The sequence below is a fragment of the Deinococcus detaillensis genome (assembly GCF_007280555.1).
Taxonomy (GTDB): Bacteria; Deinococcota; Deinococci; order Deinococcales; family Deinococcaceae; genus Deinococcus; species Deinococcus detaillensis.
In genome coordinates, this window is sequence record NZ_VKDB01000003.1 from 259334 (window position 1) to 280864 (window position 21531).

Annotated in this window: 20 protein-coding genes and 1 tRNA gene; 10 read left to right on the forward strand and 11 right to left on the reverse strand. The window is 61.1% G+C overall.

The features are described from left to right. Positions 1–60 precede the first annotated feature (60 nt). Complete coding sequence (gene guaB / locus FNU79_RS05270; protein ID WP_143719838.1) at positions 61–1539, reverse strand: IMP dehydrogenase; 1479 nt, start codon at positions 1537–1539, stop codon at positions 61–63. Positions 1540–1681: 142 nt separating this feature from the next. Between guaB and FNU79_RS05275 the strand changes: the two genes are divergently transcribed. Next, positions 1682–1757 (forward strand) — tRNA-Ala (locus FNU79_RS05275). 58 nt (positions 1758–1815) lie between these two features. Here the strand turns inward: FNU79_RS05275 and FNU79_RS05280 are convergent. The 3 genes from FNU79_RS05280 to nagA all read right to left on the reverse strand — a co-directional run bounded on the left by FNU79_RS05280 (position 1816) and on the right by nagA (position 4819). After that, entirely contained in the window at positions 1816–2502 is a 687-nt protein-coding gene (locus FNU79_RS05280) for an HNH endonuclease (RefSeq protein ID WP_185974605.1), read from the reverse strand. An 88-nt stretch (positions 2503–2590) separates the two neighbouring features. Beyond that, positions 2591–3631, reverse strand: coding sequence for an SIS domain-containing protein (locus tag FNU79_RS05285; RefSeq protein ID WP_143719840.1), 1041 nt, complete (start codon positions 3629–3631; stop codon positions 2591–2593). Positions 3632–3688: 57 nt separating this feature from the next. Further along, positions 3689–4819, reverse strand: a complete 1131-nt coding sequence (gene nagA / locus FNU79_RS05290; RefSeq protein WP_143719841.1) for an N-acetylglucosamine-6-phosphate deacetylase — start codon at positions 4817–4819, stop codon at positions 3689–3691. Between the two features lie 228 nt (positions 4820–5047). On the opposite strand from nagA, the gene FNU79_RS05295 reads away from it, so the two are divergent. Further along, positions 5048–6136 (forward strand): phosphatidylglycerol lysyltransferase domain-containing protein, encoded by a 1089-nt coding sequence (locus FNU79_RS05295; protein ID WP_143719842.1) that lies wholly within the window; start codon positions 5048–5050, stop codon positions 6134–6136. 33 nt (positions 6137–6169) lie between these two features. Here the strand turns inward: FNU79_RS05295 and FNU79_RS05300 are convergent, their stop codons facing one another. From FNU79_RS05300 to FNU79_RS05310, 3 genes are all read right to left on the reverse strand, one after another. Continuing rightward, entirely contained in the window at positions 6170–6976 is an 807-nt protein-coding gene (locus FNU79_RS05300) for a polyphosphate kinase 2 family protein (RefSeq protein ID WP_143719843.1), read from the reverse strand. An 82-nt stretch (positions 6977–7058) separates the two neighbouring features. Continuing rightward, a complete protein-coding gene (locus tag FNU79_RS05305) occupies positions 7059–7364 on the reverse strand; it encodes a hypothetical protein (protein WP_143719844.1) in 306 nt (101 codons plus the stop codon). A gap of 9 nt (positions 7365–7373) precedes the next feature. Continuing rightward, positions 7374–8840 carry an alpha/beta fold hydrolase gene (locus FNU79_RS05310; RefSeq protein ID WP_185974606.1) on the reverse strand — a complete coding sequence of 489 codons (1467 nt, stop codon included), beginning with the start codon at positions 8838–8840 and terminating at the stop codon, positions 7374–7376. 233 nt (positions 8841–9073) lie between these two features. Here FNU79_RS05310 and FNU79_RS05315 point away from each other — a divergent pair, with 233 nt between their 5' ends. Then, the gene (locus FNU79_RS05315) at positions 9074–9838 is read left to right on the forward strand and encodes a hypothetical protein (RefSeq protein ID WP_143719846.1); all 765 of its coding nucleotides are present in this window, start codon (positions 9074–9076) and stop codon (positions 9836–9838) included. A 184-nt stretch (positions 9839–10022) separates the two neighbouring features. Here FNU79_RS05315 and typA read toward each other — a convergent pair whose 3' ends face one another. Further along, positions 10023–11804: a translational GTPase TypA gene (typA, locus tag FNU79_RS05320; protein ID WP_143719847.1), complete on the reverse strand. Its 1782-nt coding sequence runs from the start codon at positions 11802–11804 to the stop codon at positions 10023–10025. A 274-nt stretch (positions 11805–12078) separates the two neighbouring features. Here typA and FNU79_RS05325 point away from each other — a divergent pair, with 274 nt between their 5' ends. Beyond that, complete coding sequence (locus FNU79_RS05325) at positions 12079–14058, forward strand: S9 family peptidase (RefSeq protein WP_143719848.1); 1980 nt, start codon at positions 12079–12081, stop codon at positions 14056–14058. 26 nt (positions 14059–14084) lie between these two features. Here the strand turns inward: FNU79_RS05325 and FNU79_RS05330 are convergent, their stop codons facing one another. Further along, entirely contained in the window at positions 14085–14708 is a 624-nt protein-coding gene (locus tag FNU79_RS05330) for a hypothetical protein (protein WP_143719849.1), read from the reverse strand. An 87-nt stretch (positions 14709–14795) separates the two neighbouring features. Between FNU79_RS05330 and FNU79_RS05335 the strand changes: the two genes are divergently transcribed. Further along, complete coding sequence (locus tag FNU79_RS05335) at positions 14796–16469, forward strand: glycerol-3-phosphate acyltransferase (protein WP_143719850.1); 1674 nt, start codon at positions 14796–14798, stop codon at positions 16467–16469. A 22-nt stretch (positions 16470–16491) separates the two neighbouring features. On the opposite strand, the gene FNU79_RS05340 is transcribed toward FNU79_RS05335, so the two are convergent. Further along, positions 16492–17043, reverse strand: coding sequence for a hypothetical protein (locus FNU79_RS05340; protein WP_143719851.1), 552 nt, complete (start codon positions 17041–17043; stop codon positions 16492–16494). A gap of 88 nt (positions 17044–17131) precedes the next feature. Between FNU79_RS05340 and FNU79_RS05345 the strand changes: the two genes are divergently transcribed. Continuing rightward, positions 17132–17692 carry a phosphoribosyltransferase family protein gene (locus tag FNU79_RS05345; protein ID WP_225429893.1) on the forward strand — a complete coding sequence of 187 codons (561 nt, stop codon included), beginning with the start codon at positions 17132–17134 and terminating at the stop codon, positions 17690–17692. A gap of 68 nt (positions 17693–17760) precedes the next feature. Here FNU79_RS05345 and FNU79_RS05350 read toward each other — a convergent pair whose 3' ends face one another. Further along, a complete protein-coding gene (locus FNU79_RS05350; protein ID WP_143719852.1) occupies positions 17761–18144 on the reverse strand; it encodes a hypothetical protein in 384 nt (127 codons plus the stop codon). A 172-nt stretch (positions 18145–18316) separates the two neighbouring features. On the opposite strand from FNU79_RS05350, the gene FNU79_RS05355 reads away from it, so the two are divergent. The 4 genes from FNU79_RS05355 to FNU79_RS05365 are packed head-to-tail and all read left to right on the forward strand — an operon-like array spanning position 18317 to position 21448. Next, the gene (locus FNU79_RS05355) at positions 18317–19165 is read left to right on the forward strand and encodes a hypothetical protein (protein ID WP_143719853.1); all 849 of its coding nucleotides are present in this window, start codon (positions 18317–18319) and stop codon (positions 19163–19165) included. After that, the gene (locus FNU79_RS05360; RefSeq protein ID WP_143719854.1) at positions 19162–19554 is read left to right on the forward strand and encodes a phage virion morphogenesis protein; all 393 of its coding nucleotides are present in this window, start codon (positions 19162–19164) and stop codon (positions 19552–19554) included. Before FNU79_RS05355 ends, FNU79_RS05360 begins: the two co-directional genes overlap by 4 nt. Beyond that, positions 19551–19715 (forward strand): hypothetical protein, encoded by a 165-nt coding sequence (locus FNU79_RS19035; RefSeq protein ID WP_185974607.1) that lies wholly within the window; start codon positions 19551–19553, stop codon positions 19713–19715. Before FNU79_RS05360 ends, FNU79_RS19035 begins: the two co-directional genes overlap by 4 nt. Next, a complete protein-coding gene (locus FNU79_RS05365) occupies positions 19712–21448 on the forward strand; it encodes a HAMP domain-containing protein (protein ID WP_143719855.1) in 1737 nt (578 codons plus the stop codon). Before FNU79_RS19035 ends, FNU79_RS05365 begins: the two co-directional genes overlap by 4 nt. Positions 21449–21531 lie beyond the last annotated feature (83 nt).

A 21531-nucleotide genomic window follows, 5' to 3' on the forward strand; every position in this document is an offset into this window, starting at 1 on the left:
TCTGAAAGAGGGCGGGGCCGAGTATCAATCACGCTCGGCCCCGCCCTCTTTCATATGTAATTACTGGCTGTAATTCGGGGCTTCTTGCGTAATCGTCACGCCGTGCGGGTGGCTCTCGATCAAGCTGGCAGAGCTGATTCGCACGAACTGAGCGTCCCGGCGCAGGCTCTCCAAGTCGGGTGCGCCGCAGTAGCCCATGCTGCTTCTGAGGCCGCCAACAAATTGGTACACCACTTCGCCCGCCGTGCCCCGGTAGGCCACAATTCCCTCGATGCCCTCGGGAACGAACTTCTTGCTACCCTTCTCTTGACTGTTTTTATCCTGAAAATAGCGGTCCGCGCTGCCCTGATCCATTGCGCCCAAGCTGCCCATGCCCCGGTAGCTTTTGTAGCGCCTGCCGTCGCGCAAGACCACTTCGCCCGGCGCTTCGTCGGTGCCGGCGAGCATACTGCCCATCATCACGGCGCTCGCTCCGGCGGCAATGGCTTTGGCCGCGTCGCCAGTTTGCTTGATGCCGCCGTCGGCGATTACCGGGATGCCTGCTTCGCGGGCGGCCTCGGCGGCCTCAAAAATAGCGGTGATCTGCGGCACGCCCACGCCGGTGACGATGCGGGTGGTACAGATTGACCCCGGCCCAATCCCGGCCTTGACTGCGTCCGCTCCGGCGTCGATCAAGGCCTTGGTGCCTTCCTTGGTGGCAATATTGCCCGCGATCACGTCCACGTCAAAGCGGGTTTTGATTTGCTCTAAGGCGCTGAGAATGCCTTGCGAGTGGCCGTGGGCGCTGTCGAGCACCAGCACGTCGGCTCCGGCCCCCACCAGCGCGGCGGCCCGGTCCATCAAGTCGGCACTGACCCCGATGGCGGCGGCGACCCGCAGGCGGCCCAAGTCGTCTTTGGCTGCAACAGGGTACTTGACGGTTTTCTCGATGTCCTTGATGGTGATCAGGCCGCGCAGATACTCGCCCTCAGTGACCAGCAATTTCTCGATGCGGTTGCGTTTGAACAGTTCGCGGGCTTCTTCGAGGTCGGTGCCCACCGCCACCGTCACCAGGTTTTCACGGGTCATCACGTTGCCGATTGGCTGGTCGAGGTTGTCTATAAAGCGCATGTCGCGGTTGGTGATGATGCCCAGCAGCTTGCCCTCGGTGTCGGTGATCGGCACGCCGCTGATCTTGTATTCGGCCATCATCCGGTCGGCCTCGCGCACGCTGGCGGTGGGCGGCAGGGTGATCGGGTCGACGATCATGCCGCTTTCGCTGCGTTTGACTTTGCGGACCATCTCGGCCTGCGCGTCAATCGGCATGTTTTTGTGAATCACGCCGATCCCGCCCTCGCGGGCCATTGCTATGGCCATCGCCGTTTCGGTGACGGTATCCATCGCTGCCGACAAAAAGGGAATGTTGAGGCGGATACGGCGGGTGAGCTGGGTCTGCACACTCACGTCGCGCGGCAACACCAGCGAGTGCCGGGGCAGCAGCAGCACGTCGTCGAAGGTGATGCCTTCTCGGCCAAATTTATAAGCGAAGCGGTCTTCCATCAAAAAAGCTTACACCTATCGTTTGTCTTTGAGAGTGACTCTCGGCCTGGGCAAAAGAGAACGTCTTTGCTTCCCGCCCCCTTGCGCCCTTGTTAGGGCCGTGCTAGGCTCTTTTTCGCCTTGAGCAACACTGGGCAGCCGTGGGGCCATAGCTCAGCTGGGAGAGCGCGTCGTTCGCAATGACGAGGTCAGCAGTTCGATCCTGCTTGGCTCCACCACAAAGAGCGTACGCCGACGACCTCGAAGTCGATCGGCGTTTTTGATTTTTCGCTTCGATTATATAATACAAATGATGTAAACTAGGCCGAATATTGCTATTATTAGACCTATGAGTATAGCGAGATTTTTTAAAGCATTTACAATTGCACCATAAAACACCTCTCTCAAAGGTGTTTCGTTCTTTAAAACAAGATGTTTATCCGTCGGTGTCGATCGTCTATAACTTAAAGAATTTTCATACACACTTTCGCCCTGTGAATCTCCCTTGGTATGCACAGTGTGTGACGCAAAACCGTAGTCGAATATATTTCCTTTTACAACGGTCCGGCTGTACAAATCAGCGGAGCTTCCAGAAAAATGGAAAGGCATATAGGATTTAAGTCCAAGTCTTTTTCGATTTTCCATATACTCTGAGCCAGTCTTAGTGCTTTTGCTCAAATTGCAGGAGGTACACGAAATAACGACGTTTGAAATGTGATTTCTCCCACCCTTACTTAAAGGAATATAATGCTCAACAATAGCTTTGTGGTCTGCCCTGTGGTTTCTTGTGTACCAGCTTAGCTTTCTCCCGCAATAATAGCACTTGCCGTTTTGCTGCACTAATCTTGATTTGGCTTCAATAATCTTAAATTCACCAGCAATTCCTAGGGATAGACTTCTAGTGTTTGTGGTTTTTTCCCGGCTGACATCCCTACTTACTCGTTTGGAATAATATCTATTATATGATTGTTTTCTATAAGGCATTTCTCTCTCCTGAAAATCGGGAACTAGTTTACGAGGAGAATTCTCTTTTCGCATAGCTATTTGGACTTGTATGAATACTATACTCGTATTACCGCGTTTTAGTGACTTTACTCAGCAGCGGCGGCGCGTCGGGGTTCAGGCCTTTGTGCAGCGCCAGATGTCCGGCGAAAAGGTAAAAGGCCAGCGCACTCGCCACCGGATCGGTTAGGGCGTGGCCGGTTTGCGGCGTGCTGAGATCGCTGCCCGCAGACGGCCCGATGGTTCGCAAGTCGGCCCCGCTGGCGACCAGGGCGGCGTAGGCTTCCAAAGTGGCGCTCCGGGCCGCGTCGGCGGAGGAAAAGCCGAGCAGCGGCAGCCCCTCTGCCAAGAGTCTCTTGGGGCCGTGGCTGAATTCGGCGGCGCTGTAGGCTTCGGCGTGAATGCCGCAGGTTTCCTTGAGCTTGAGCGCCGCTTCCTGCGCCACCCCGAAATGCAGGCCGCGTGCCAACACCAACAAATTGTCGGCAAAGCGGTAGCGCTCGGCGAGGTCGCTGGCTTCTTGTTCGAGGTTCAGGGTCCGGGTGAGCACTTCGGGCAAGCGATCCAGCGCATTCTTGAGGCTCTGATCGGGGTGCAATTCGGCGATGACTGGCAAAAAAGCGGTCAGGCTGGCGAGGTAACTTTTGGTGGCGGCCACTGCCTTTTCTTCGCCGCAGCACAGCGGCAACACGAACTCCGCTTCGTGGGCCAGTTCGCTGCTCTCTGCATTGACCAGCGCCACCGTCATCGCGCCGCCTGCGCGGGCCATTTTGACATTCTCCACCACGTCTGGGCTGGCCCCCGACTGCGAGACGGCAATCAGGAGCGCCCCGCGCAAGTCCAGCTTGGTGCCGTATAAAGTGTGAACGCTCGGCCCCAGCGAGGCCACCGGCAAGGAGAGTTGCGTTTCCAGCGCGTATTTCAGCACGGTGCAGGCGTGGTCGGAACTGCCCCGCGCCACTGTCACGGCGTAGGGCGGGAGGCGCTCACGCAGGGCGGCGGCGAGGTGCTGAGCCGCCTGAGCGTTTTGGCGTTGCTGGCGCTCAATGACTTGCGGCGCTTGGCGGGCTTCTTGCAGCATCAGGGGGTCGGGGGCAGTTTGAAGTGACATGACGGCTCCTTTGAGGCGCTTGGCGTGCAGGTTGTGACGTGTGCGGAAGGAGGGGATTTAGCTTGCGGGGGCCAACTCTATCTGCTCACCGCCTACATACACTTCTTGTACTTCAAACCGCTCATTCATGACCACCAGATCGGCCCGCAGACCCACTTCCAAGCGGCCACGGTCGGTCAGGCCGAGCGAATCGGCGGGGGCGGCGCTGAGCATTCGGCTGACCTGCGGCAAGCTCAGGCCCGTTGCCAGCGCGTTTTTGAGGGCCACATCCAAGGTCAAGACGCTGCCCGCGATGCTGCGCCCGTCTTTGAGCACCGCTTTACCGCTTTTGACGATGACTGTTTGCCCGCCGAGTTCGCTTTCTCCGTCACCGAGTCCGGCGGCCCGCATGGCGTCGGTAATCAGCATGACCCGCTCGGCGGCGGCGGCGTGGGCCAGCAAAAAACTGGTGGGATGCACGTGAACCCCGTCCAGAATGATTTCCAGCCAAGTCTGCGAATCGGCAAGTAAAGCTCCGGCTGGCCCCGGCACGCGCCCTTCGATGCCGCCCATCGCGTTGAATAAATGGGTGGCGGCGGTTCGTCCACCTGCTGCCTGCACCGCGCTCAGAAAAGCCGTGACCGTTTCGGCGTCGGCGGTGGTGTGACCCACACCCACCCGCACGCCCGCCGCCGCGAAAGTCAGCGCCGCCTCTGTCGCGCCCGGCAACTCCGGCGCAAGGGTCACGGCGCGGATGACGCCAGACGAGAGCACCTGCGCCACCAGATCGGGGGTGGGCAGCAAGGTTTGCGGCGGCTGCGCTCCCAGCTTATTTGGGCTGATGAAGGGGCCTTCGAGGTGTGCGCCCAGAATATCCGCGCCGCCGGGGACGCCGCGTTCCACCGTTTGGCGCACTGCTTCCAGTGCGGCCAGCACTCTGGGAAGTGGGTTGGTCATGGTGGTGGCCAGCAGCGAAGTGGTGCCGTGCTGAGCGTGAAAGCGGGCCAGCGTGCTGATCCCTTCCGCGCCGTCCATGGTGTCGCCGCCACCGCCGCCGTGAACGTGGGTGTCGATAAATCCCGCCAGAATGTAGCGCGGCTGGGCCTGTTGAGTGTCTTTCAATTCGAGTGTTTCAATCTGCCGGCCAAAAGTGACGCGCCCTGCCTGGACGCCGCTGGGCTGCACCAACAAGCCGCTGAGCTGGGTCATGCGTTGGGAGCCGGACGGTGAGGGAAGGGGAGAGTTGGGCTATTCATGGGTGGCCTCCGGCAGGTAAAGCGAAGAGAAAGCAGAAAGACAGTGAGCGAACCTTAGCCTACGACTTGAAAATTATTTTTGTCAAATCGGCAGAAGTGAAGAGAAATTTTAGATCCTGCAAGAGCTGGAGGGCTGGCGCTTTGAAGTTCCTCCTATCTGCTGACCTTAACCTGCTCGCTGATGCTGACCCGCTTTCGTCAACCCCAGTCCCAGGCGCTGCTGCCCGCTCCGGCGTTTCAGGGTCGGCCCGCCTGCCCCGCGCCAAACGCCGAAGTGCGCTGGCAGTGGCATCAGCAGTTTGGGTACAACCCCTCCTCGCTGGGAGCGCTGAGCGCCGAAATTTTTGAGCAGTTAGGAATTGCGGGCGGCTTGCCGTATCACGCCGCGGGGCGGGTCTGGATCGGCACAGGTGATCCGCTGTGTGAGCCCGAAGAGCAAACGGAGCTGCTCAGGGCCTTCGTGGCGCAGGCGCGGCGAGCGGGTAAGGTGGCGATTTTGCTGCCGGTCACGGCGCGGCTGGCGGCGGTGGCTGCGCCGCTGGGGTTCACGGCGGTCTGCCTTGGGGCCACGCCTTACCTCGAGTTGCAAAGCTGGTCGCCGGCGGGCAACAGCGGCAAAATGCTGCGCGGCAACCTCAACGCGGCGCGGCGGCTGGGTGTTAAGTTGGAGAGCGCTCCCTTAGACGGCACTGAACTGACGCCCGCTTTCCGCGCCGAGTGCGCCGCCCTGATGGGGGCCTGGCAAACCAGCCGGCGTGCCGGAACACCGCTGAGCTGGGTGTTTGAACTCGATCCATTCGGGTGGTCGGCGGGCAAGCGCTACTTTCTGGCGCGGGACGCCGGCGGGCAAGCGGTGGTTTTCTTAGCGGCCAGTCCGCTGCCGGCGCGGGGCGGCTGGTATCTGGAAGACCTCATTCGCCACCCCAACGCGCCCAGCGGCGCGGCAGCGGCCTTGACGGCTTACGCTTTGGCCCAACTCCGGGAAAGCGGCGCGTCCCTCGCTACGCTGGGAGCCGTGCCGCTGTGCTTGCCGCGCCGCCCGGAACCGCAGGCCGCTTCCTCTGCCGTTTTGGAAACGCTGCTCTATGCTGCCCGCCCGCTGCTCTCGCGCTGGTATAACTTCGACGGCCTGCGCCAATTCAAAAACCAGTTTCGGCCTAGCTTCTGGGAAAATGAATATCTGCTGCTGCCCAGCAAGTCGGCCCTGCCCAGCGCGGCGCTCGGCTTGCTGCGGGCCACCTTGCCGGGCGGCCTGAGAACTTTGGGATAAGTGGCTCCGGCCCCGCGTCTATACATGGCTGCTCTAGAGTTTGCCCACCGCCACATTCGTCAAATCAAATTCCGATTTTGGGTACTGCGGGTTCATGTCTTCCAGCGTTTCAAGCAGCAGTTGCGAGATGACCCGGTTGCGGTACCACTTTTGGTCGGCGGGAATGACGTACCACGGCGCGGCGTCCGTACTGGTGGCGCTCAGGGCGTCCTCGTAGGCGGCGGTGTAATCGTCCCACAGCGCCCGCTCCTTGAGGTCGCCGGGGTTAAATTTCCAGTTCTTGCGGGGATCGTCTAAGCGGGCCTGTAGCCGCTGACGCTGCTCTTCGGGGCTGATGTGGAGGTACAGCTTGAGAATGCGGGTGCCCCTGCTGCCCAGTAGCGCTTCAAAATGCCGGATATGTTCGAAGCGCTGCTGGGCGGTTTTGTCGTCGATGAGCTTATGAACCCGCGTCACCAACACGTCTTCGTAGTGCGAGCGGTTGAACACGGCGATCATGCCAGCGGAGGGCGTGTGCGGGTGAATACGCCACAAAAAGTCGTGCTTGAGGTCTTCTTCGTTGGGCACCTTGAAACTGGTGACGATGATGCCCTGCGGATTGACCGGCTCGAAGACGTGCTTGACGGTGCCGTCTTTGCCGCCTGCGTCCCGTGCTTGCAGCACCACCAAGAGGCTTTGCTGGCTCTCGGCATACAAGCGGTCTTGCAGGCCGGTGAGCTGTGCGCCGATGTCGGCTGTTTCCTGCTCGATTTTGCCCCGGTCCAGTTTCTTGGTTTCGTCAGTCGGCAGGTCGCTGAGCTTGAGTTTTTTGCCGTCTACCCGGTAGCGTGAAATATCCATGCCAGATGCTAGGCCAAGAACGCGGTGCATGGCACCAAGCCGCAAGAAAAAGCGAAGGCGCTCCCCTGCCTTTTGACTGACGCTACTCCCTGACCGACCAACCGAGTTGGCGCATGGCGTCGAGTTCTTCCAGCTCACGCAGGGTGCTCAGCGTGTCGCCGCCGCGCCCGTGAATGCCGCAGCCGCCGATGTTGGCACGCGGAATGCACATCACCTCTAGGCTCCGGCTGAGGCCGCCGCTGATGAGCTTGACATTTTTCAGCACGATCACTTCGCCGAGTTGCGGCAGGGCTTCCACCACCCGCAACGCTTCCTCGCCGCCCAGCAGTTCGCCTTCGATCAGCACCCCCTGAACGAGCAAGGTGACTTTGGCCGCCGTTTTGGTCATGGGAAAAGTTTAGCGGAAGATAATTTTATTCAGCCCCGCGCAGGCGGTGTCGGGCGCTTGCTTGGGGTTTTGCAGAAACTGAGTGACGATGCCGTAGCCGCACGCTGTGGTTAGGCCGGAACCGTGCGCCGCGCCGCTGATCACTACCGAATATGACCGCGTGAACTTGGCTGAAGCGGCGGGCAACCACTCGGGCGGCGTCACCGGGTCAAACTCGCCGGCCAGCAGCAAAATCGGCACGTTGGAAGTGACCGCTTCGTTTTCCAACGCGGCGGGTGCGGTCAGCTTCCACTTCTGGCAGACAGTGAAGATGTCCTGGCTGCTGACGCCGGCCACCAGGCCCAGCGCTTTGGCAAACTCCGGCGCAGCGTTGAGGCCTGTCCGCAACTTGGCGGGCGTGCTGTAAGCCACTTCCCCGCTGCATTCGTTACTGTAGAAAGCTCCCCACGCCAAGCTGTCGCTGAGCCCTTCAGAGAGTTTGACGGCAAAGGAAGCCTTGATGATCTCGGTGTCCCCGTCCCTGGCTGCCACGATCAAACTGGGAATTTCGCTAAGACCCTGCGGAAAATACATCGAACCCAGTATCAGACCTTGCAGAGCAAAGCTGTCCAACTCGCCGCCATCTTTCATCTTGATCATCAGCGGTTTAGCGTCAAGTTGCTTGAGAGTGGCGCGGTAAGTGGCTTCAAGGTTGGGATATTTGGCGTTGCAGTCCGCGTCCAGCGCACAGGCCTTCAGCACCCTTTTGAAGGCGGTTTGAACTGCCAGCGGAGTCTGGGCGGGCCGGTCAATCGTCGGCGCAATCACGCTGTCGAGGATCACTGCCCGCAGGTGCCCTGGAGCGCGGCGCAGCAGTTCTTGGGCCAGCCGCGTGCCATACGACGCGCCGTAAACATTGATCTGGTCGTAACCCAGCGCTCGGCGCACCCAGTCAATATCTAAAGCCGCTTGGGTGGTGTTGAAGTTCTCGAGGGCTACTCTGTCAGCGCGGAGTTTCTGGCCGCAAGTGATGGTCGCGCTCAAGTACAGCGCGGTAGCTTGGCTGGATTTGAGATCGTCGCGGCTGCTCAGGGCGTTGATCTGAGGGCAATTGAGGGCGGGCAAACTGCGGCCCACACCGCGCTGGTCGATGCCCACCAGATCGCGGTTTTTGAAGGCGGCACCGAGGGCAGGTACCGAATCGCTGCTCGAACCACCCGGGCCACCTTCCAGATAAAACAGTGGATCGGGAACAGCTTTGAGCGTTGTACCACTCACGTTGGCCCGGCTCACCGCCACGAACAGTTCGATCTGTTTTCCGCGCGGCTGAGCGTGGTCGAGTGGCATCTTGACATACCCGCAGCGGTCGGCAGGCAACGCCGCGCCGCAGGGCACTTCCCGGAAGGTGGGCTTGGCGGGAGGCGCACCCGCACCGCCTGCCAATGCTGAAGAGATCAGGGTCAGCGCCAAATTCGTCGTGATCAGGCGAACAATCATGCTCGGACTGTAGCAAGCGGGAAGTCGGGTAGGTGTCATGGATTCCGGAGTACTCATTTATATCCATTCCAAGGAGAGTTTGTTGACCATGCGTCTACGCTGAGTAGCCCCGCCCCAAGAAATCGCCGAGTCATTACCGCTCGGTGGGCAGTTGGCAGAGTAAGGGGCAGTTCCGGTAGCAGATAAAAAACATTTAACAAACTTTTGACATCCAGAGGTCTACACTCATAAACATGACGAATCTTGCGCTGCCCAGTCGGAGTCGTGTTATCCGCCGTCTGCTCCTGAGTGCTTTGCTGGCCTTGCCAGCGGCCTCGGCCCAGACGCTGATTCTCAACGGTAAGGTGTCGAGTGAAAAGACTGTGGTGGTGGGCGGCAAGATCTACGTGCCGCTGAGCGCCCTGCCCAGCCTCGGCGTTCAGGTCAGCAGCGGCAGCGGCGTCACCAGTTTGACGGGTGGCAAAGTGGTGGCCGCTGCGCCCAGCACCGGCACGCCAGCAGCCAACAACGGGTCTGGAGGCGTCAATCAGAAGGCCAGTGTGTCGGGCTGTATCAACGAATGGCTTTTCAATGGTGTGTGGCGAATGCGCGTCACTAAAGTTATGCCCATTAAGGACGAGGCCGGTTACAGCTATGGAAGCGGCTGGGGTATTGCGGTGGAGATAAGAAACGGCACCACTCAGACGATAAAGCTCTCTGATACGGGGATTATTTATAATGGATCTATGAATCTGGCGTTCGCTGACGGCGACAGCTGGGCCAAAGATACACGTGAGGGCTGGCAAGATAAAACTTACGCCAAGTTACCTCAGGGTGCAGGCTTTCTCTATACGTTCCGCATGTACCCGGAAGCCAAAATGGCAGACGCCGATGTGCTGGCCAAACCACCGCAAAAATTCTTGCTGGAAAACCTGAAAAAGATAGACCCGGATCTAAAGAATGTCGGCTTTACTGTGCCCGACCCGAGCTTCCGGGTGGATCTGACGTGCAAGAAGTGAGCATCTGAAATTGGATGGGCGGTAGAGGTTGCACCTGACCTGTTTCGATGACGCCGTGTATAAAGCGGTCTTTCCGGGAGCCAAATTGATCGGCGCAGCAGCTTCGTGATGAGTGTCAAACAGCAGTTGCCATAAAAAAGCGCCCCCAGCCATGTTCGGTTGGGGGCGCTTCTTGTTGTTTTGCTTACTTCCGCATATTGGGTTCGAGAATCTTCTTGCGAAGGCGGATGCTCTTGGGCGTAATTTCCACCAGTTCGTCGTCGCCGATGTATTCCAGGGCGTCTTCGAGCGTCAGCTTCTTGATGGGCGTCAGGCTGAGAGCGTCATCCGCGCCGCTGGAGCGCACGTTGGTCAGCTTCTTGTTCTTGGTGACGTTGACGTCCATGTCTTTCTCACGGGCGTTTTCACCGACGATCATACCTACGTAGACTTCGGTGGCGGGCACGATAAAGAAGTTGCCACGGTCTTGCAGTTTCCAGATCGAGTAGGCAAAGGCGTTGCCCGCTTCCATCGCCACCAGTGAACCGTTCTGGCGGGTCTTGAGTTCACCGGCCCACGGCGCGTAGCCGTCGAAGATGTGGCTCATGATGCCCTCGCCCTGGGTCATGCTCAGGAACTGGGTGCGGAAGCCGAACAGGGCGCGGCTGGGAATCTTGAACTCCACGCGGGTCCGGTTGCCCTGCGGCTCCATATTGACCAGTTGCCCTTTGCGGCTGGTGATCGCGCCGATGACGGTGCTGGAGTGATACTCAGGCACGTCCACGACCAGATGCTCAATCGGCTCGGACTTCTCACCGTCGACCATCCGGGTGATCACCTGCGGTGCACCGACCTGAAGCTCGTAGCCCTCGCGGCGCATGGTTTCGAGCAGAATCGAGAGGTGCAGCTCGCCGCGCCCGCTGACTACGAATTCGTCGGGGCGCAGTTCCTCGACCTTGAGCGACACGTTGGTCATGACTTCCTTTTTCAGGCGGTCATTCAGGTGGCGCGAGGTGACGTACTTGCCCTCGCGCCCGGCAAACGGGCCGTTGTTGGGCTGGAAGGTCATGCTGACGGTGGGTTCGTCCACGGTGATGATCGGCAGGGCCACGGGATCGGCCAGATCGGCCACCGTTTCACCGATCTGGGCGTCCTCCAGGCCGGAGAGCGCCACGATGTCGCCCGCGCCCACCACGTCAGCCTCGATGCGGTTGAGGCCGAAGTGGGTAAACGGCTGGATGATTTTGCACTTGGTCATGGTGCCGTCTTTGTGCATCAACTGCACGTACTCACCCTTCTTGACCTGTCCGCGCTGTACCCGGCCCAGCACGATGCGGCCCAGGTACTCGGAGTAATCGAGGTTGGTCACCAGCATCTGGAACGGCTCGTCGAGCTCGACGGGTGGTGGGGGAATGTACTCCAGCACCATCTCGAACAGTTCGTGCATGTCTTCTTGGGGGCTGTCGAGGTCTTTGTAGGCCTTGCCGTCACGGGCCACGGCGTACAAAATCGGGAAGTCGAGCTGATCGTCGCTCGCGCCGAGTTCAGCCATCAAGTCAAACGTCAGGTTGACGACTTCTTCGATGCGGGCGTCCTGGCGGTCGATCTTGTTGATGACCACCACGATCTTCAGGCCCAGCTCAATGGCCTTGCGCAGCACGAAGCGGGTCTGGGGCATCGGGCCTTCGGCAGCGTCGACCAGCACCAGTGCGCCGTCGACCATGCCGAGGACACGCTCGACCTCACCGCCGAAATCGGCGTGTCCGGGGGTGTCCACGATGTTGATCTTGACGCCTTTGTACTCGACGGCGGTGTTCTTGGCCAGAATAGTAATGCCGCGCTCTTTTTCAAGGTCGTTGGAGTCCATCGCCCGCTCGGCAATTTCTTCGCCGTGCTTGAGCTTGAGTGTTTGCTTGAGCAGGCCGTCCACGAGGGTGGTCTTGCCGTGATCGACGTGCGCGATAATCGCGATGTTGCGGTATTCCATGTTCCTTCTCCTTAACGGCGGCCCTCCTTCGCTCGCCGGTCTCGGAAAAGCCGGTGTAAGGAAGAAGGCCACAAAAACGCCCGCGCTCCGGCCACTTACTCGCCGGGGCGGGCACCCAACCGTGAATACTAACAGATTCTGGCGCGGCTGAGTCAGGGCAAAGTCACGGTTCGGGGGACACAGCGCCGGGAGCGGGTTGCTCAATTCTTGAGCTTCGCTTCATTTCTATGTGCTGGACGTGGCCAGAACGCAGCGGCGGTATACCCTAGACCTTATGACGCTTCCAACTCCGCAGAGTTTGTTCGGCTTGCAGTTTCCCTCTGACCCGCAGCTTTCGCCGGACGGCCAGATGGCCGCTTACGTGCTGAGCCGGGTGGAAGACGAAAATCAATCGGAACAAGCGAGCGGTGCCACAACCAAATTGGATGACCCCAAACCCCGTTACTTCAGCCAGATCGTGCTGGCGAGCGCCGAGAGCAGCCGTACCCTGACCACCGGCAAAGGGCGTGACACGGCCCCGCGTTGGTCGCCGGACGGTCAAGGTTTGGCCTTTTTGTCTGACCGTGATGGCAAAAATCAGCTCTATTTATTGCCGCTCGGCGGCGGCGAGGCGCGGGCGCTGACCACCAAGGCCCAGTTTCCGCAGGGCGTTTCGGCGGCCCAGTGGAGTCCAGATGGGCGCAAGCTGGCCTTTTTGGCCCCAGAAGGTGAAGCTGACAAGCGTGACGAGCGCGGCGAGGCCCGCGTGATTACCCGGCTCAAGTACCGCGCCAATGGATCCGACTTTTTGTCGGACGTTGCGGCGGCGCTGTGGCAGCTTGACGTGGAGAGCGGCCACATCACGCGCTGGCTCGCGCCTCAGCAGGCCATCAGCGAGTTCGCTTGGTGGCCCGATTCGCGGGGCGTGCTGTTTGTCAGCAGTGAGGACGAGGTGTCGGGCGCGATGTGGCAGCAAGAAGCCTACAACCTGCCGCTGGAGGGACAGCCGCGCCGCCTGACCGACTGGGCCTCGCTGATCTCGAACCTGTCGCCCCACCCGGACGGCCTGCGCTTCGTGGCCCAAGCTCGCCTGCGCACCGAGCGCAACGACAGCGACTCGCATGTGTATTTGTTTGAGCCGGCGGGGGAGAGCGGGTCAGAGCCTTACAGCGCCCAGCGCCTGGATCACCACGACTTTCCGGCAGGCAATATCGTGGCGGGCGATTTGCATGTGGGCTCTTTTCCCGACAAGCCGCGCTGGTTGAGCAGAGACCGGTTGCTGTTTTTGGCGACTCAGGGCGGTGCCTCCGGGCTGTTCGAGGTGTCGTTGGGCGACTCGGCTCCTCAGCCGCATACCTTTGATCCTGAGCGGGTGGTGGTCGGTTTTACGGCCAACGCGGGCGGCGCAGTCTGGATTTCGGAAAGTGCCACCGAAGTGACTCAGGTGATGCTCAACGGTGTGCAGGTCAGCCACTGCCCCGCGCCGGACTTTGCACTCAGCACGCCCAAGCGCATTGCCTTCACAAACGAATTGGGCGAGGGCGAAGGCTGGGTGCTGATGCCTGCTGGAACGCAGAGCGCCCCGGCACTGCTCAACATTCACGGCGGGCCGCACACCGCTTACGGTCACGGCTTCATGCACGAGTTTCAATTGATGGCCGCCCGTGGATACGCCGTGTGCTACAGCAATCCGCGCGGCTCGGTGGGCTACGGTCAGGCGTGGACCTCCGACATTTTCGGGCGCTGGGGCGGCATAGACGCCGAGGACGTGCTGAACTTCTTCGACCGCTGCCTCGCCGAGTTGCCGCTCGACAGCAGCCGCACCGCCGTGATGGGCGGCAGCTACGGCGGCTTCATGACCAACTGGCTGACCTCGCACACCCCGCGTTTTCAGGCCGCCGTCACCGACCGCTGCATTTGCAATTTGATTTCGTTCGGCGGCACCTCCGACATCGGCATGCGCTTCTGGGACGACGAGCTGGGCGGTAATTTTCACCGCAGCGCCGATACCGACAAGTTGTGGGCCATGAGCCCGCTGAAATACGTGGAGGAGGTCAAAACCCCCACCCTGATCATTCACAGCGTCCTCGATCACCGCTGTCCCATCGAGCAGGCCGAGCAGTGGTTCACGGCCTTGCGGCTTCAGGGCGTCGAAACCCGCTTCGTGCGCTTTCCTGAAGAAAACCACGAACTGAGCCGCTCCGGCCGCCCAGACCGAAGGGCCGTGCGTTTGGAAGAGTATTTGGCTTGGCTGGATCGGCATCTGGGCATGTAAAGCGGGCTGCCTTTTGCACTCGCCGCTCAGCGCAAAAACAGCTCCCCGACTTTGCGAATAAAGTGGTCGCGGCGCTGCAACTCTTCGGGGCTGTAGCGCTCGGCCAGCAAGCGGTCTTTGAAGCCGCTCACCGTTTCGCCGTCCGGCACGGTCCAGCTTTCCAGCGGGATGCAGGCCAGCGTCATGTCCTCGCCCCACTGCCAAGCGGCATTGACCGGCAAGCCCACTTCAGCGGCCCGCATCGGCCAGGTGGCGTCCACCTTCATCTGGCCCTGCGGAGTATCCACCACCAAATAATTGTGAATGTCCACCACACTCTGCCCGCCCGACAGCGCCCGCAGTGCGGGATCGGCGTCGTCCGGCAGCTTGATTTCCTGGGTGCAGGCGACGATGGCGCTCTCCAAGCCGTGTTCGGCCAGCAGCGCCGCCAGCAACTCGTGCTTGGTGCTACAGGTGCCGCGCCACTCCCCGATGATGCCCGCAGGCTCATGGGTGCTGGCGCGGGCGTAAGGCATGTCGCGCACCAAAGCGAAGGCGACTTCGGGCGTCAGGCTGGGCGCGTCTGTGGGCAAGATTCCGCGCTGCACGGCGGCTTCCCGGAGTTGTTCATTCAGTTGCTGAGAAAGGGAAGGGGCGTGAGAGTTAAGCATGGCCGCATCTTGCCACGCTGCTGCTCAGGCCAAATGAGGTGAGCGCCATCAAGCGCTGCGGCTCGCCTCCTCCCCTAGAATGCCCGCATGATGTTTTTATCGTTCCTGCTGCTGGCACTGGCTTTTTTGATCGGCAGCTTGCCGCTGGGCCACTGGCTGCTGGGCCGCAGGGGCCATGACAGCCGCTTATACAGCGCTTACAACTTGGGCGTGGAAAATGTGGTGCGGCGCGTCGGCCTCGGCCCAGCCATCGGCAGTGCGGCGCTAGACGCCCTCAAGGGCTTTGTGGCGGTGCTGGCCGCTTCGGCTTTGGGGCAGCCGGAACTGTGTGTGCTGGCGGGTCTGGCCGCTTATTTGGGCCACCTCAACCCGCTGAAGGTGCTCTACGGCCCGACGCCGCCGCGTGGACGGGGCAACTTGGTGCTGCTGGGCGTGTTTGCTGCGCTCAGCGTAGCGGGCCACCTCAGCTTGTGGCTGACCGTCACGCCGTTGGTTGTTTACGCCGCCGTGCTGGGCCTCAGCGGTTACGTCAGCTTGGCGACGATTTTGGGCTTGGTGGTGTTCGCTGCTTTGGTGGCCTTCTCACCGCTGGACGTTCCGGCCAAGCTCGGCGCGGCGGCCTTGCTGCTCGCCTCGGCGTGGCGCTTCAAGGAAAATCTAGGCCGCGTTCTCGACGGCACCGAGCCGCACCTCGGCGACGACGTGCCGATGGCGGGCAAACGCGACGACGAGGTGGTGGCCGCTTTCATGATTCACCCGCTGACCCTCGAGGATTTCTGGCAAACCCGCCGCTTTGCTTGGATGCGCCCGCTGATGGAGCGCGGCGTGCTGAGCGAAGCCAGTGTGCGGAGCGTGGCCAGCAGCCTGCGCCCCATGAAAGTGGGCGAATTGCACGGCATCAAGACCACCGATGGCAAGCGGATTCGGGCGTACTTGCTCAGCAGCCCGCTCCTGCCCGACGTGTTCCGGGACGATCCCGAACTGGCCACCCGGCGGGCCATCGAGGGCGCGAAATTGGCCCGCGAACTCGGCGCGGAGGTGTTTGGCCTCGGCGCATTCTGGAGCGTGGTCGGCAACAAAGGCCTTGACGTGCAGGCGGCGGTGCCGGAGATCACCGTGACCAACGGCGGGGCCTACACCTCCGGCACCATCAAAGCGGCGATTCCCGGCATCTTGACGCATTTTGCGAGTGAGGGCCGCGACCTCTCGCAGGCGGTGGCGGCGGTGGTGGGCGCAAACGGCGTGGTGGCTTTCGGCATTGCCCGCACCATTGCGCCGCAAGTTCGCAAAGTCATTATGGTGGGCCGCGACCTCGGGCGCTTGGAGCGCAGCGCCGCCACCCTCAGGCGGGCCAACAAGAGCACCGAAATCGTGATTACCACCGAGTACAGCGCCCTGCTGGAAGCTGACCTGATCTTCACCGCCACCAGCGATCCCAATCCGGTGATCTTTGCGCAGCACGTCAAGCCCGGCACCTGGATTTTTGACGAGGGCCGCCCCGCCGACGTGGACGACTCGGTGGCGGCTTTGCCGGGCGTGCGGGTTATTCCCGGCGGCGTGGTGCGTCCCCCCGGCGGGATGACGAGCAGCGTGGACTTGCACTTCGGTGAGGGCGCGGTACCTGCCTGCCTTGCCGAAACCCTGATTCTCACCGCGACGGGCGAGCATCACCGCAAGAGCTTAGGGCCACAGACGCTGAGCGAAAATATCAATTTTTTCGTGGAGCAGGCCGAGATCCTGGGCTTTGAAGTGGTGGACTGAGCGAGTGCTGAAGAGAGATTCCTCAGTCGGCCAAATCGTCCAGCCACGCCAGGACTCGCTCGGCAGATTCCGCAGGTGTCAACCCGCTGACGTTCAAGGTCAGTCCTGGCCAGTAATCAGCCTCACGCCCGTGCCAGCGCTCCCAACGCATCGCGGGCCAGCCGCCGCTCATCAGCACGTTGGGCCGCCAATCAGGCATGACCTGATGGACACGCAGCCAAGCTGCCCAATTCAGCGTCTCTTGGGTGACCTGATCATCTCCACGCGTCATTAAGCGGCGAATGCGCTCCACATCGCTTAGGTCAACCAGTAGGTGGCGGATACCCTCTAAACGGGGGGCATCCGGCGCGGCCAGCACCTCGCCGAGCGGACACTGGCCGAGCAGGCCGAACGCCCTGCCGTGTTCCAGCGCCGTTTCAATCCAGCGCTGTGTCAATTCCTGACGCTCCACTCTGCCGCCGCCCGTCCAGCGTTCATCAAAGTCTTGCCAGGCGACTTCGGGACGCGCCTGACGCAAAAAGGGCAGTAAAGTGGTCTTACCCGAACCTGCTGCGCCGCTAATGACGTAGAACATGGTTTCAGTCTGGAGGCTGGGCCTCGCTCAGTCATCCGCCATCTGACTTAGGCCCATCACGCCCCTCAGTTCGCTACAATCTCCAAACGTGAACAACTCAAATCCGCAAGCGGGGAAACACCCCATTCATTCGGTTGATGTCGGCGGCGTCAAGCGCGATCTCCCCATCGTGGAGGTGGCTCCCGGCGTCAGCGTGGCGCTCTTTAACATGTTGGGCGACACCGAAGTCACTGAGGCAGCGGGCAAGGCGCTCGCGGCCCTGCTCCCGGCCAACATCGACGTGCTGGTCACGCCGGAGGTTAAGGCGCTGAGTTTGGCGCACGTCATCAGCCGCGAATCGGGCTTGCCGTACGTGGTGATCCGCAAAACCGTCAAGCCTTACATGGTCGAGCCGATTGCCCGCGACGTGATCAGCATTACCACCGGCAAGCCGCAACTGCTCGTCCTCGACGGCTTCGATGTCGCCAAAATCAAGGGTCAAAAAGTCGCCATCGTGGATGATGTGGTTTCCAGCGGCGGCACCTTGGCCAGCCTGCGCCAGATCATCGAGGAAGTCGGCGGCGAAGTGGCGGCGGTGGTGGCAGTGTTTACCGAAGGCCAAGAACGAGAGGAAGTCACGGCGTTGGGGCATTTGCCGCTGTTTACTTAACGCCACTGCTGAATCGGTGGGAAAAAGGCGCGAAAAACGAAGCTTCCAGACATTCTCTTTGCTTTTATTTATTTCAAACTGTCCACTTCGCGCAAATCCAGTTGCCGCAGGAGCGTGCCTCCGTAGAGCAGCAGCGCTTTGTAATCGGCTTGGGCAGGAGCTTTTAAATTAAACTCAGCGCTGCGGCCCGCCGCGTCAAGGTAGCGGCTATCGCGGCCCAGTTCCTTGTCTCCGGCGAACCACACCACGCTGAGGTAATCGCCTTGGACGGGGCCGTCTACCCTCGCCCTGACCACCAGATTCTCGCCCCGGCGCTCGAGGGTGGCTTTGGTGATGCGCAGCGGTAGCACCACTGGCAGCGGCGCAGGAATCACCGGAATAAAGTTGTACCGGCAACTGCCGAGCAGCCCAGCGCTAAGCAGGCAAGCAAAAACCAAGGAAAATCGGGCCATGTCGTGCCCAGCATAGCGGCTACGCGTGAGGACTCAAGCTGGCAGAGCTCGGCAAGCGGCTACAAAGGTCAACAGTGGAAGTGTGAAATTTCCGACTTTGTGAACAAAAAAAGTCAAAGATTACACAGAAGTAAGTGGCGTGTAAGATGTCAACTTGTTTGATGAAGGCAAGATGATTACGGCTGAACTGACTCCTATCCGAAGCGACCGCTTTTGGTTGCCCCTGCCCAGTCGTCCCGCCCTCTACCGGCTGTCAACCGACCACTACCCCTGGAGTGAAGTGCGCGGCGACCTCGAGGCCCGGCCCATGCTTAGTGCGGTGCTGGAAGCCGAGCAACAGGGCCGGCGCGGACGGCTGCTGTGGAACGCTGGCGCGGCACTCGGCGGTTTTGACGACACCCGAGATCTCGGCGTCAATGAGTTGATGTCGGTCTTTCCACGCGCCACTGTGCAGGTGACTTTGGTGGATCCGGCGGTAGCAGGTCTGGCTTGGCAATGCCGCAGCGCCCAGCCGGAAGCCCTCAGCGCGGCTTGGCCGCAGGCCCAAAGCCAATTGGTGACCAGCAACTTTTCGGGAGCGCTGCTGGGCGGTGAAGGCGGCGAGGTCATCAGCTTTTGGCAATCGGGCAGGCCGGTGGCGGGCAGCTTGCCGGTCAGCGGCCAAGTGCGGCAGCTCAGCGCTCCGCAGCCGCTTGGCGGCCAAGCATTGGTTGAATTTTGGTCGAAGGTCTTGCTGCTGGCCTCATCGCAGGCGGGCAATATCGCCGAGATTTGGCGCAGCTCGGCTGCCGACCTCGCCGACGATCACCCCTGCCTCGATCCGTTTGCCCGCGAAGTCTGGCTTGAAAAATTGTCGGTGCAGGCTGTGCCGGATCTCAGCGCCACCGAACTGCGTGACGCTCTCTTGGCCGTATTTGACGCCACCCTGCGGCGGCTGCGGCTGCGGCTGCGGAATCTGGCCGTAGCCGAGTTGCAGGCCTCGCCGATGTGGAGCGTGTCCGGCGCTGGAGACTTGATATGACTTTGAATTGGCCCAGTGGGGTGACCGATCAAACGCCACTGCCTTACAGCTTATGGCGCGTTCTCGACGCTTTGGCGTTGGGGCTGACCTCGGGTCAGGGCGGCCTTCCCAGCGACAGCAAAGTGCAAGAAGCCTTGGCCCTCGCTGAGCAGTACGCGGGCCGCGCCCAGCGCCAAGAGCAGGCGCTCAGTGGGGAGCTGATCGATCAGGTCAGCGCCGCACTGATGGCCTGCGTGGGGCCAATCGGCCAGATTATCATCGAAGACGCCCTCGATGAGTTGCCTGAACCGGCGCGGCTTTCAGCGCTGCTCAGGGCCATCGGCGCAGAATTGGAAGACACGCAGCGCCAGATGTTTGGCAGTCAACTGCGGACGCGGGGCATCGTATGAGCCGCCAACCGTCCGTTTTGGGTGATTTGGCTTTTCTGCCGCGCTCGACCTTGCCCCAGCAGATGCTCGCGCCGCAGGGCCGCAGCGCTTTACTTGCCAGCCGTTTAGTTGCCCGTGTTTTATTTTTCACCGTTTCACCCGTTTCAGGAGAAGCCTTATGAAGTACACCGTCGTTATCGAGCAGGCTGTGCCGGAAGACGCCTTGCCGCAGCTCCAACAGCTCCTTTCCGAGCGTTTTCACCTTTCTGCCGATCAAGCCCGCAAGCTCGCTTCACGCCGGAGCGGACGCCTGATGAAGCCGACCGGCAAAGAGCGGGCCAGCGTGCTGCTGGGTATTTTTCAGGAAGTCAGCGCCAAGGTGCGCCTCGAACAAGTGGCCGACACCGATGAAGCGGCGCTGCCGACTGCTCCAATCCGCAGCGCTCCCGTGGTGATGCCGCTGGAAAACCGCAGGAGCGATCTTCACGCCACAGAGTTCGGACAGGTGGTGGCGCGTGAGCAAAGCGTGGCCACTTTAGACGTACCGGTGATGACGGCCAGTGCGCCGAGCAACCCGGTCAACCCACCGGCTGTTCTTCCTCCTGCGCCCGCAGGCGACGATTTCTGGAATGAACTCTCAGCTCCCGTGCTTAAGGCTGATGAGCAAGGCGGCGTGCCTATGGCAGCTTCAACCTCCAGTGGTCTTATGGGCGGCAGCACAGATGATGGCTTGTTTTTGCCGGATGTCGGCAGCTTGCCGCCCACACCCAGCGCTCCTCGACTGACCAAAGCGCCTGCTCCGTCAGATGACGACCTGTTCGCGCCGGAAGGGCTAAAGAAACCAGGCCGCCCAGCGTCTGCTGTGGGAGCGCAGGGTGGCGTGTCCAGCGATACCGACAGTTGGTCGGATTTTGCTGGATCGCTGACCATGACCGACGTGGTGACGGCCCCCAAAACGGCCCAAGCCGTCCCGGAACTGATTTTGACGCCGGAACCGGAGCGCCAGGTGGGCCGCCGCCAGCCGCTCTCGCGCCGCCTAACGATCGCTTCGGTGACGCCGCTGGCGGTCTACACCCTACTGACGCTGACCACGCTGGGCTTGGTGCTCAACGCTTCCCAGCGCTCACTGATCTCCAACAGCGCCGCGACCATCGCCGCCGCCGTGGGTTCGGTGCTCAACACCACCGATCAAAACACCGTCAACCAGCAGCTCGGCACCTTGCTCAACCGCGAATCGGTGGGCTTCGTGCAAGTGGAATTGCCCGACGGCACCACCTTTTTCCGCAGCCAAGCGCCGGGCCTAGATGCGGTGTTGGGTGAACGGGTCGGGACCTGGGTCAAGTCCAATCCCAGCAGCGGCGTGTTTGTGCAAAGTCAAACCCCCGCTCAGCTTTACAACGACCAGCTTCAGCAGCTCGTCAGCGTGGGCGCTCAGGACTCCGAACCCGCCGCCGCCCTCAAGCGGGCCATTGCCAGTTCCGAGAACCAAAGCATTGTCAACCGCAACTTTCAAGTCGAGCGTATCGGGGTGTACGCCCGCCCAGACGGCACCCGTGAAACCAAATCGGCCACTGCCAAGATCACTGGCACCAACACCTTGCTTTACCGCATCGCTGTCGGCGTGCCGATTGACGCGGCCAACGCTCAACTCCGCAACACCTTGCTGGCGCTGCTGCTGGCGGGCTTAGCTGCCATGCTGATCGGCGCGGCTCTGGCTGCCCGCGCCGCACGCCGCATCGTCGAGCCGATTGAGCGCCTCGTGAAGGCGGCAGACGCCATCAGCCTCGGCGATCTCAGCCAGTCGGTGAAAGCTGAGGCCAATGACGAGGTGGGCGACCTCGCGCAGGCCCTCGAACGGATGCGCCTGAGCCTCGACGCGGCGATGGAGCGTCTCCGCAAGCGCCGTAAGGTGTAAACCGATACTCAAAAACGGGAAGTAGGCCGAGTTGAAGCCTGCTTCCCGTTTTGTCTGTATTTGCAGCAAAATAAGCCCAGCAA

What these genes read in the sequence shown, in the direction of transcription:
- guaB (WP_143719838.1), bottom strand. Translation starts at nt 1,539, where the DNA reads ATGGAAGACCGCTTCGCTTATAAATTTGGCCGAGAAGGCATCACCTTC.
- FNU79_RS05280 (WP_185974605.1), bottom strand. Translation starts at nt 2,502, where the DNA reads ATGCCTTATAGAAAACAATCATATAATAGATATTATTCCAAACGAGTA.
- FNU79_RS05285 (WP_143719840.1), bottom strand. Translation starts at nt 3,631, where the DNA reads ATGTCACTTCAAACTGCCCCCGACCCCCTGATGCTGCAAGAAGCCCGC.
- nagA (WP_143719841.1), bottom strand. Translation starts at nt 4,819, where the DNA reads ATGACCCAGCTCAGCGGCTTGTTGGTGCAGCCCAGCGGCGTCCAGGCA.
- FNU79_RS05295 (WP_143719842.1), top strand. Translation starts at nt 5,048, where the DNA reads ATGCTGACCCGCTTTCGTCAACCCCAGTCCCAGGCGCTGCTGCCCGCT.
- FNU79_RS05300 (WP_143719843.1), bottom strand. Translation starts at nt 6,976, where the DNA reads ATGGATATTTCACGCTACCGGGTAGACGGCAAAAAACTCAAGCTCAGC.
- FNU79_RS05305 (WP_143719844.1), bottom strand. Translation starts at nt 7,364, where the DNA reads ATGACCAAAACGGCGGCCAAAGTCACCTTGCTCGTTCAGGGGGTGCTG.
- FNU79_RS05310 (WP_185974606.1), bottom strand. Translation starts at nt 8,840, where the DNA reads ATGATTGTTCGCCTGATCACGACGAATTTGGCGCTGACCCTGATCTCT.
- FNU79_RS05315 (WP_143719846.1), top strand. Translation starts at nt 9,074, where the DNA reads ATGACGAATCTTGCGCTGCCCAGTCGGAGTCGTGTTATCCGCCGTCTG.
- typA (WP_143719847.1), bottom strand. Translation starts at nt 11,804, where the DNA reads ATGGAATACCGCAACATCGCGATTATCGCGCACGTCGATCACGGCAAG.
- FNU79_RS05325 (WP_143719848.1), top strand. Translation starts at nt 12,079, where the DNA reads ATGACGCTTCCAACTCCGCAGAGTTTGTTCGGCTTGCAGTTTCCCTCT.
- FNU79_RS05330 (WP_143719849.1), bottom strand. Translation starts at nt 14,708, where the DNA reads ATGCTTAACTCTCACGCCCCTTCCCTTTCTCAGCAACTGAATGAACAA.
- FNU79_RS05335 (WP_143719850.1), top strand. Translation starts at nt 14,796, where the DNA reads ATGATGTTTTTATCGTTCCTGCTGCTGGCACTGGCTTTTTTGATCGGC.
- FNU79_RS05340 (WP_143719851.1), bottom strand. Translation starts at nt 17,043, where the DNA reads ATGTTCTACGTCATTAGCGGCGCAGCAGGTTCGGGTAAGACCACTTTA.
- FNU79_RS05350 (WP_143719852.1), bottom strand. Translation starts at nt 18,144, where the DNA reads ATGGCCCGATTTTCCTTGGTTTTTGCTTGCCTGCTTAGCGCTGGGCTG.
- FNU79_RS05355 (WP_143719853.1), top strand. Translation starts at nt 18,317, where the DNA reads ATGATTACGGCTGAACTGACTCCTATCCGAAGCGACCGCTTTTGGTTG.
- FNU79_RS05360 (WP_143719854.1), top strand. Translation starts at nt 19,162, where the DNA reads ATGACTTTGAATTGGCCCAGTGGGGTGACCGATCAAACGCCACTGCCT.
- FNU79_RS19035 (WP_185974607.1), top strand. Translation starts at nt 19,551, where the DNA reads ATGAGCCGCCAACCGTCCGTTTTGGGTGATTTGGCTTTTCTGCCGCGC.
- FNU79_RS05365 (WP_143719855.1), top strand. Translation starts at nt 19,712, where the DNA reads ATGAAGTACACCGTCGTTATCGAGCAGGCTGTGCCGGAAGACGCCTTG.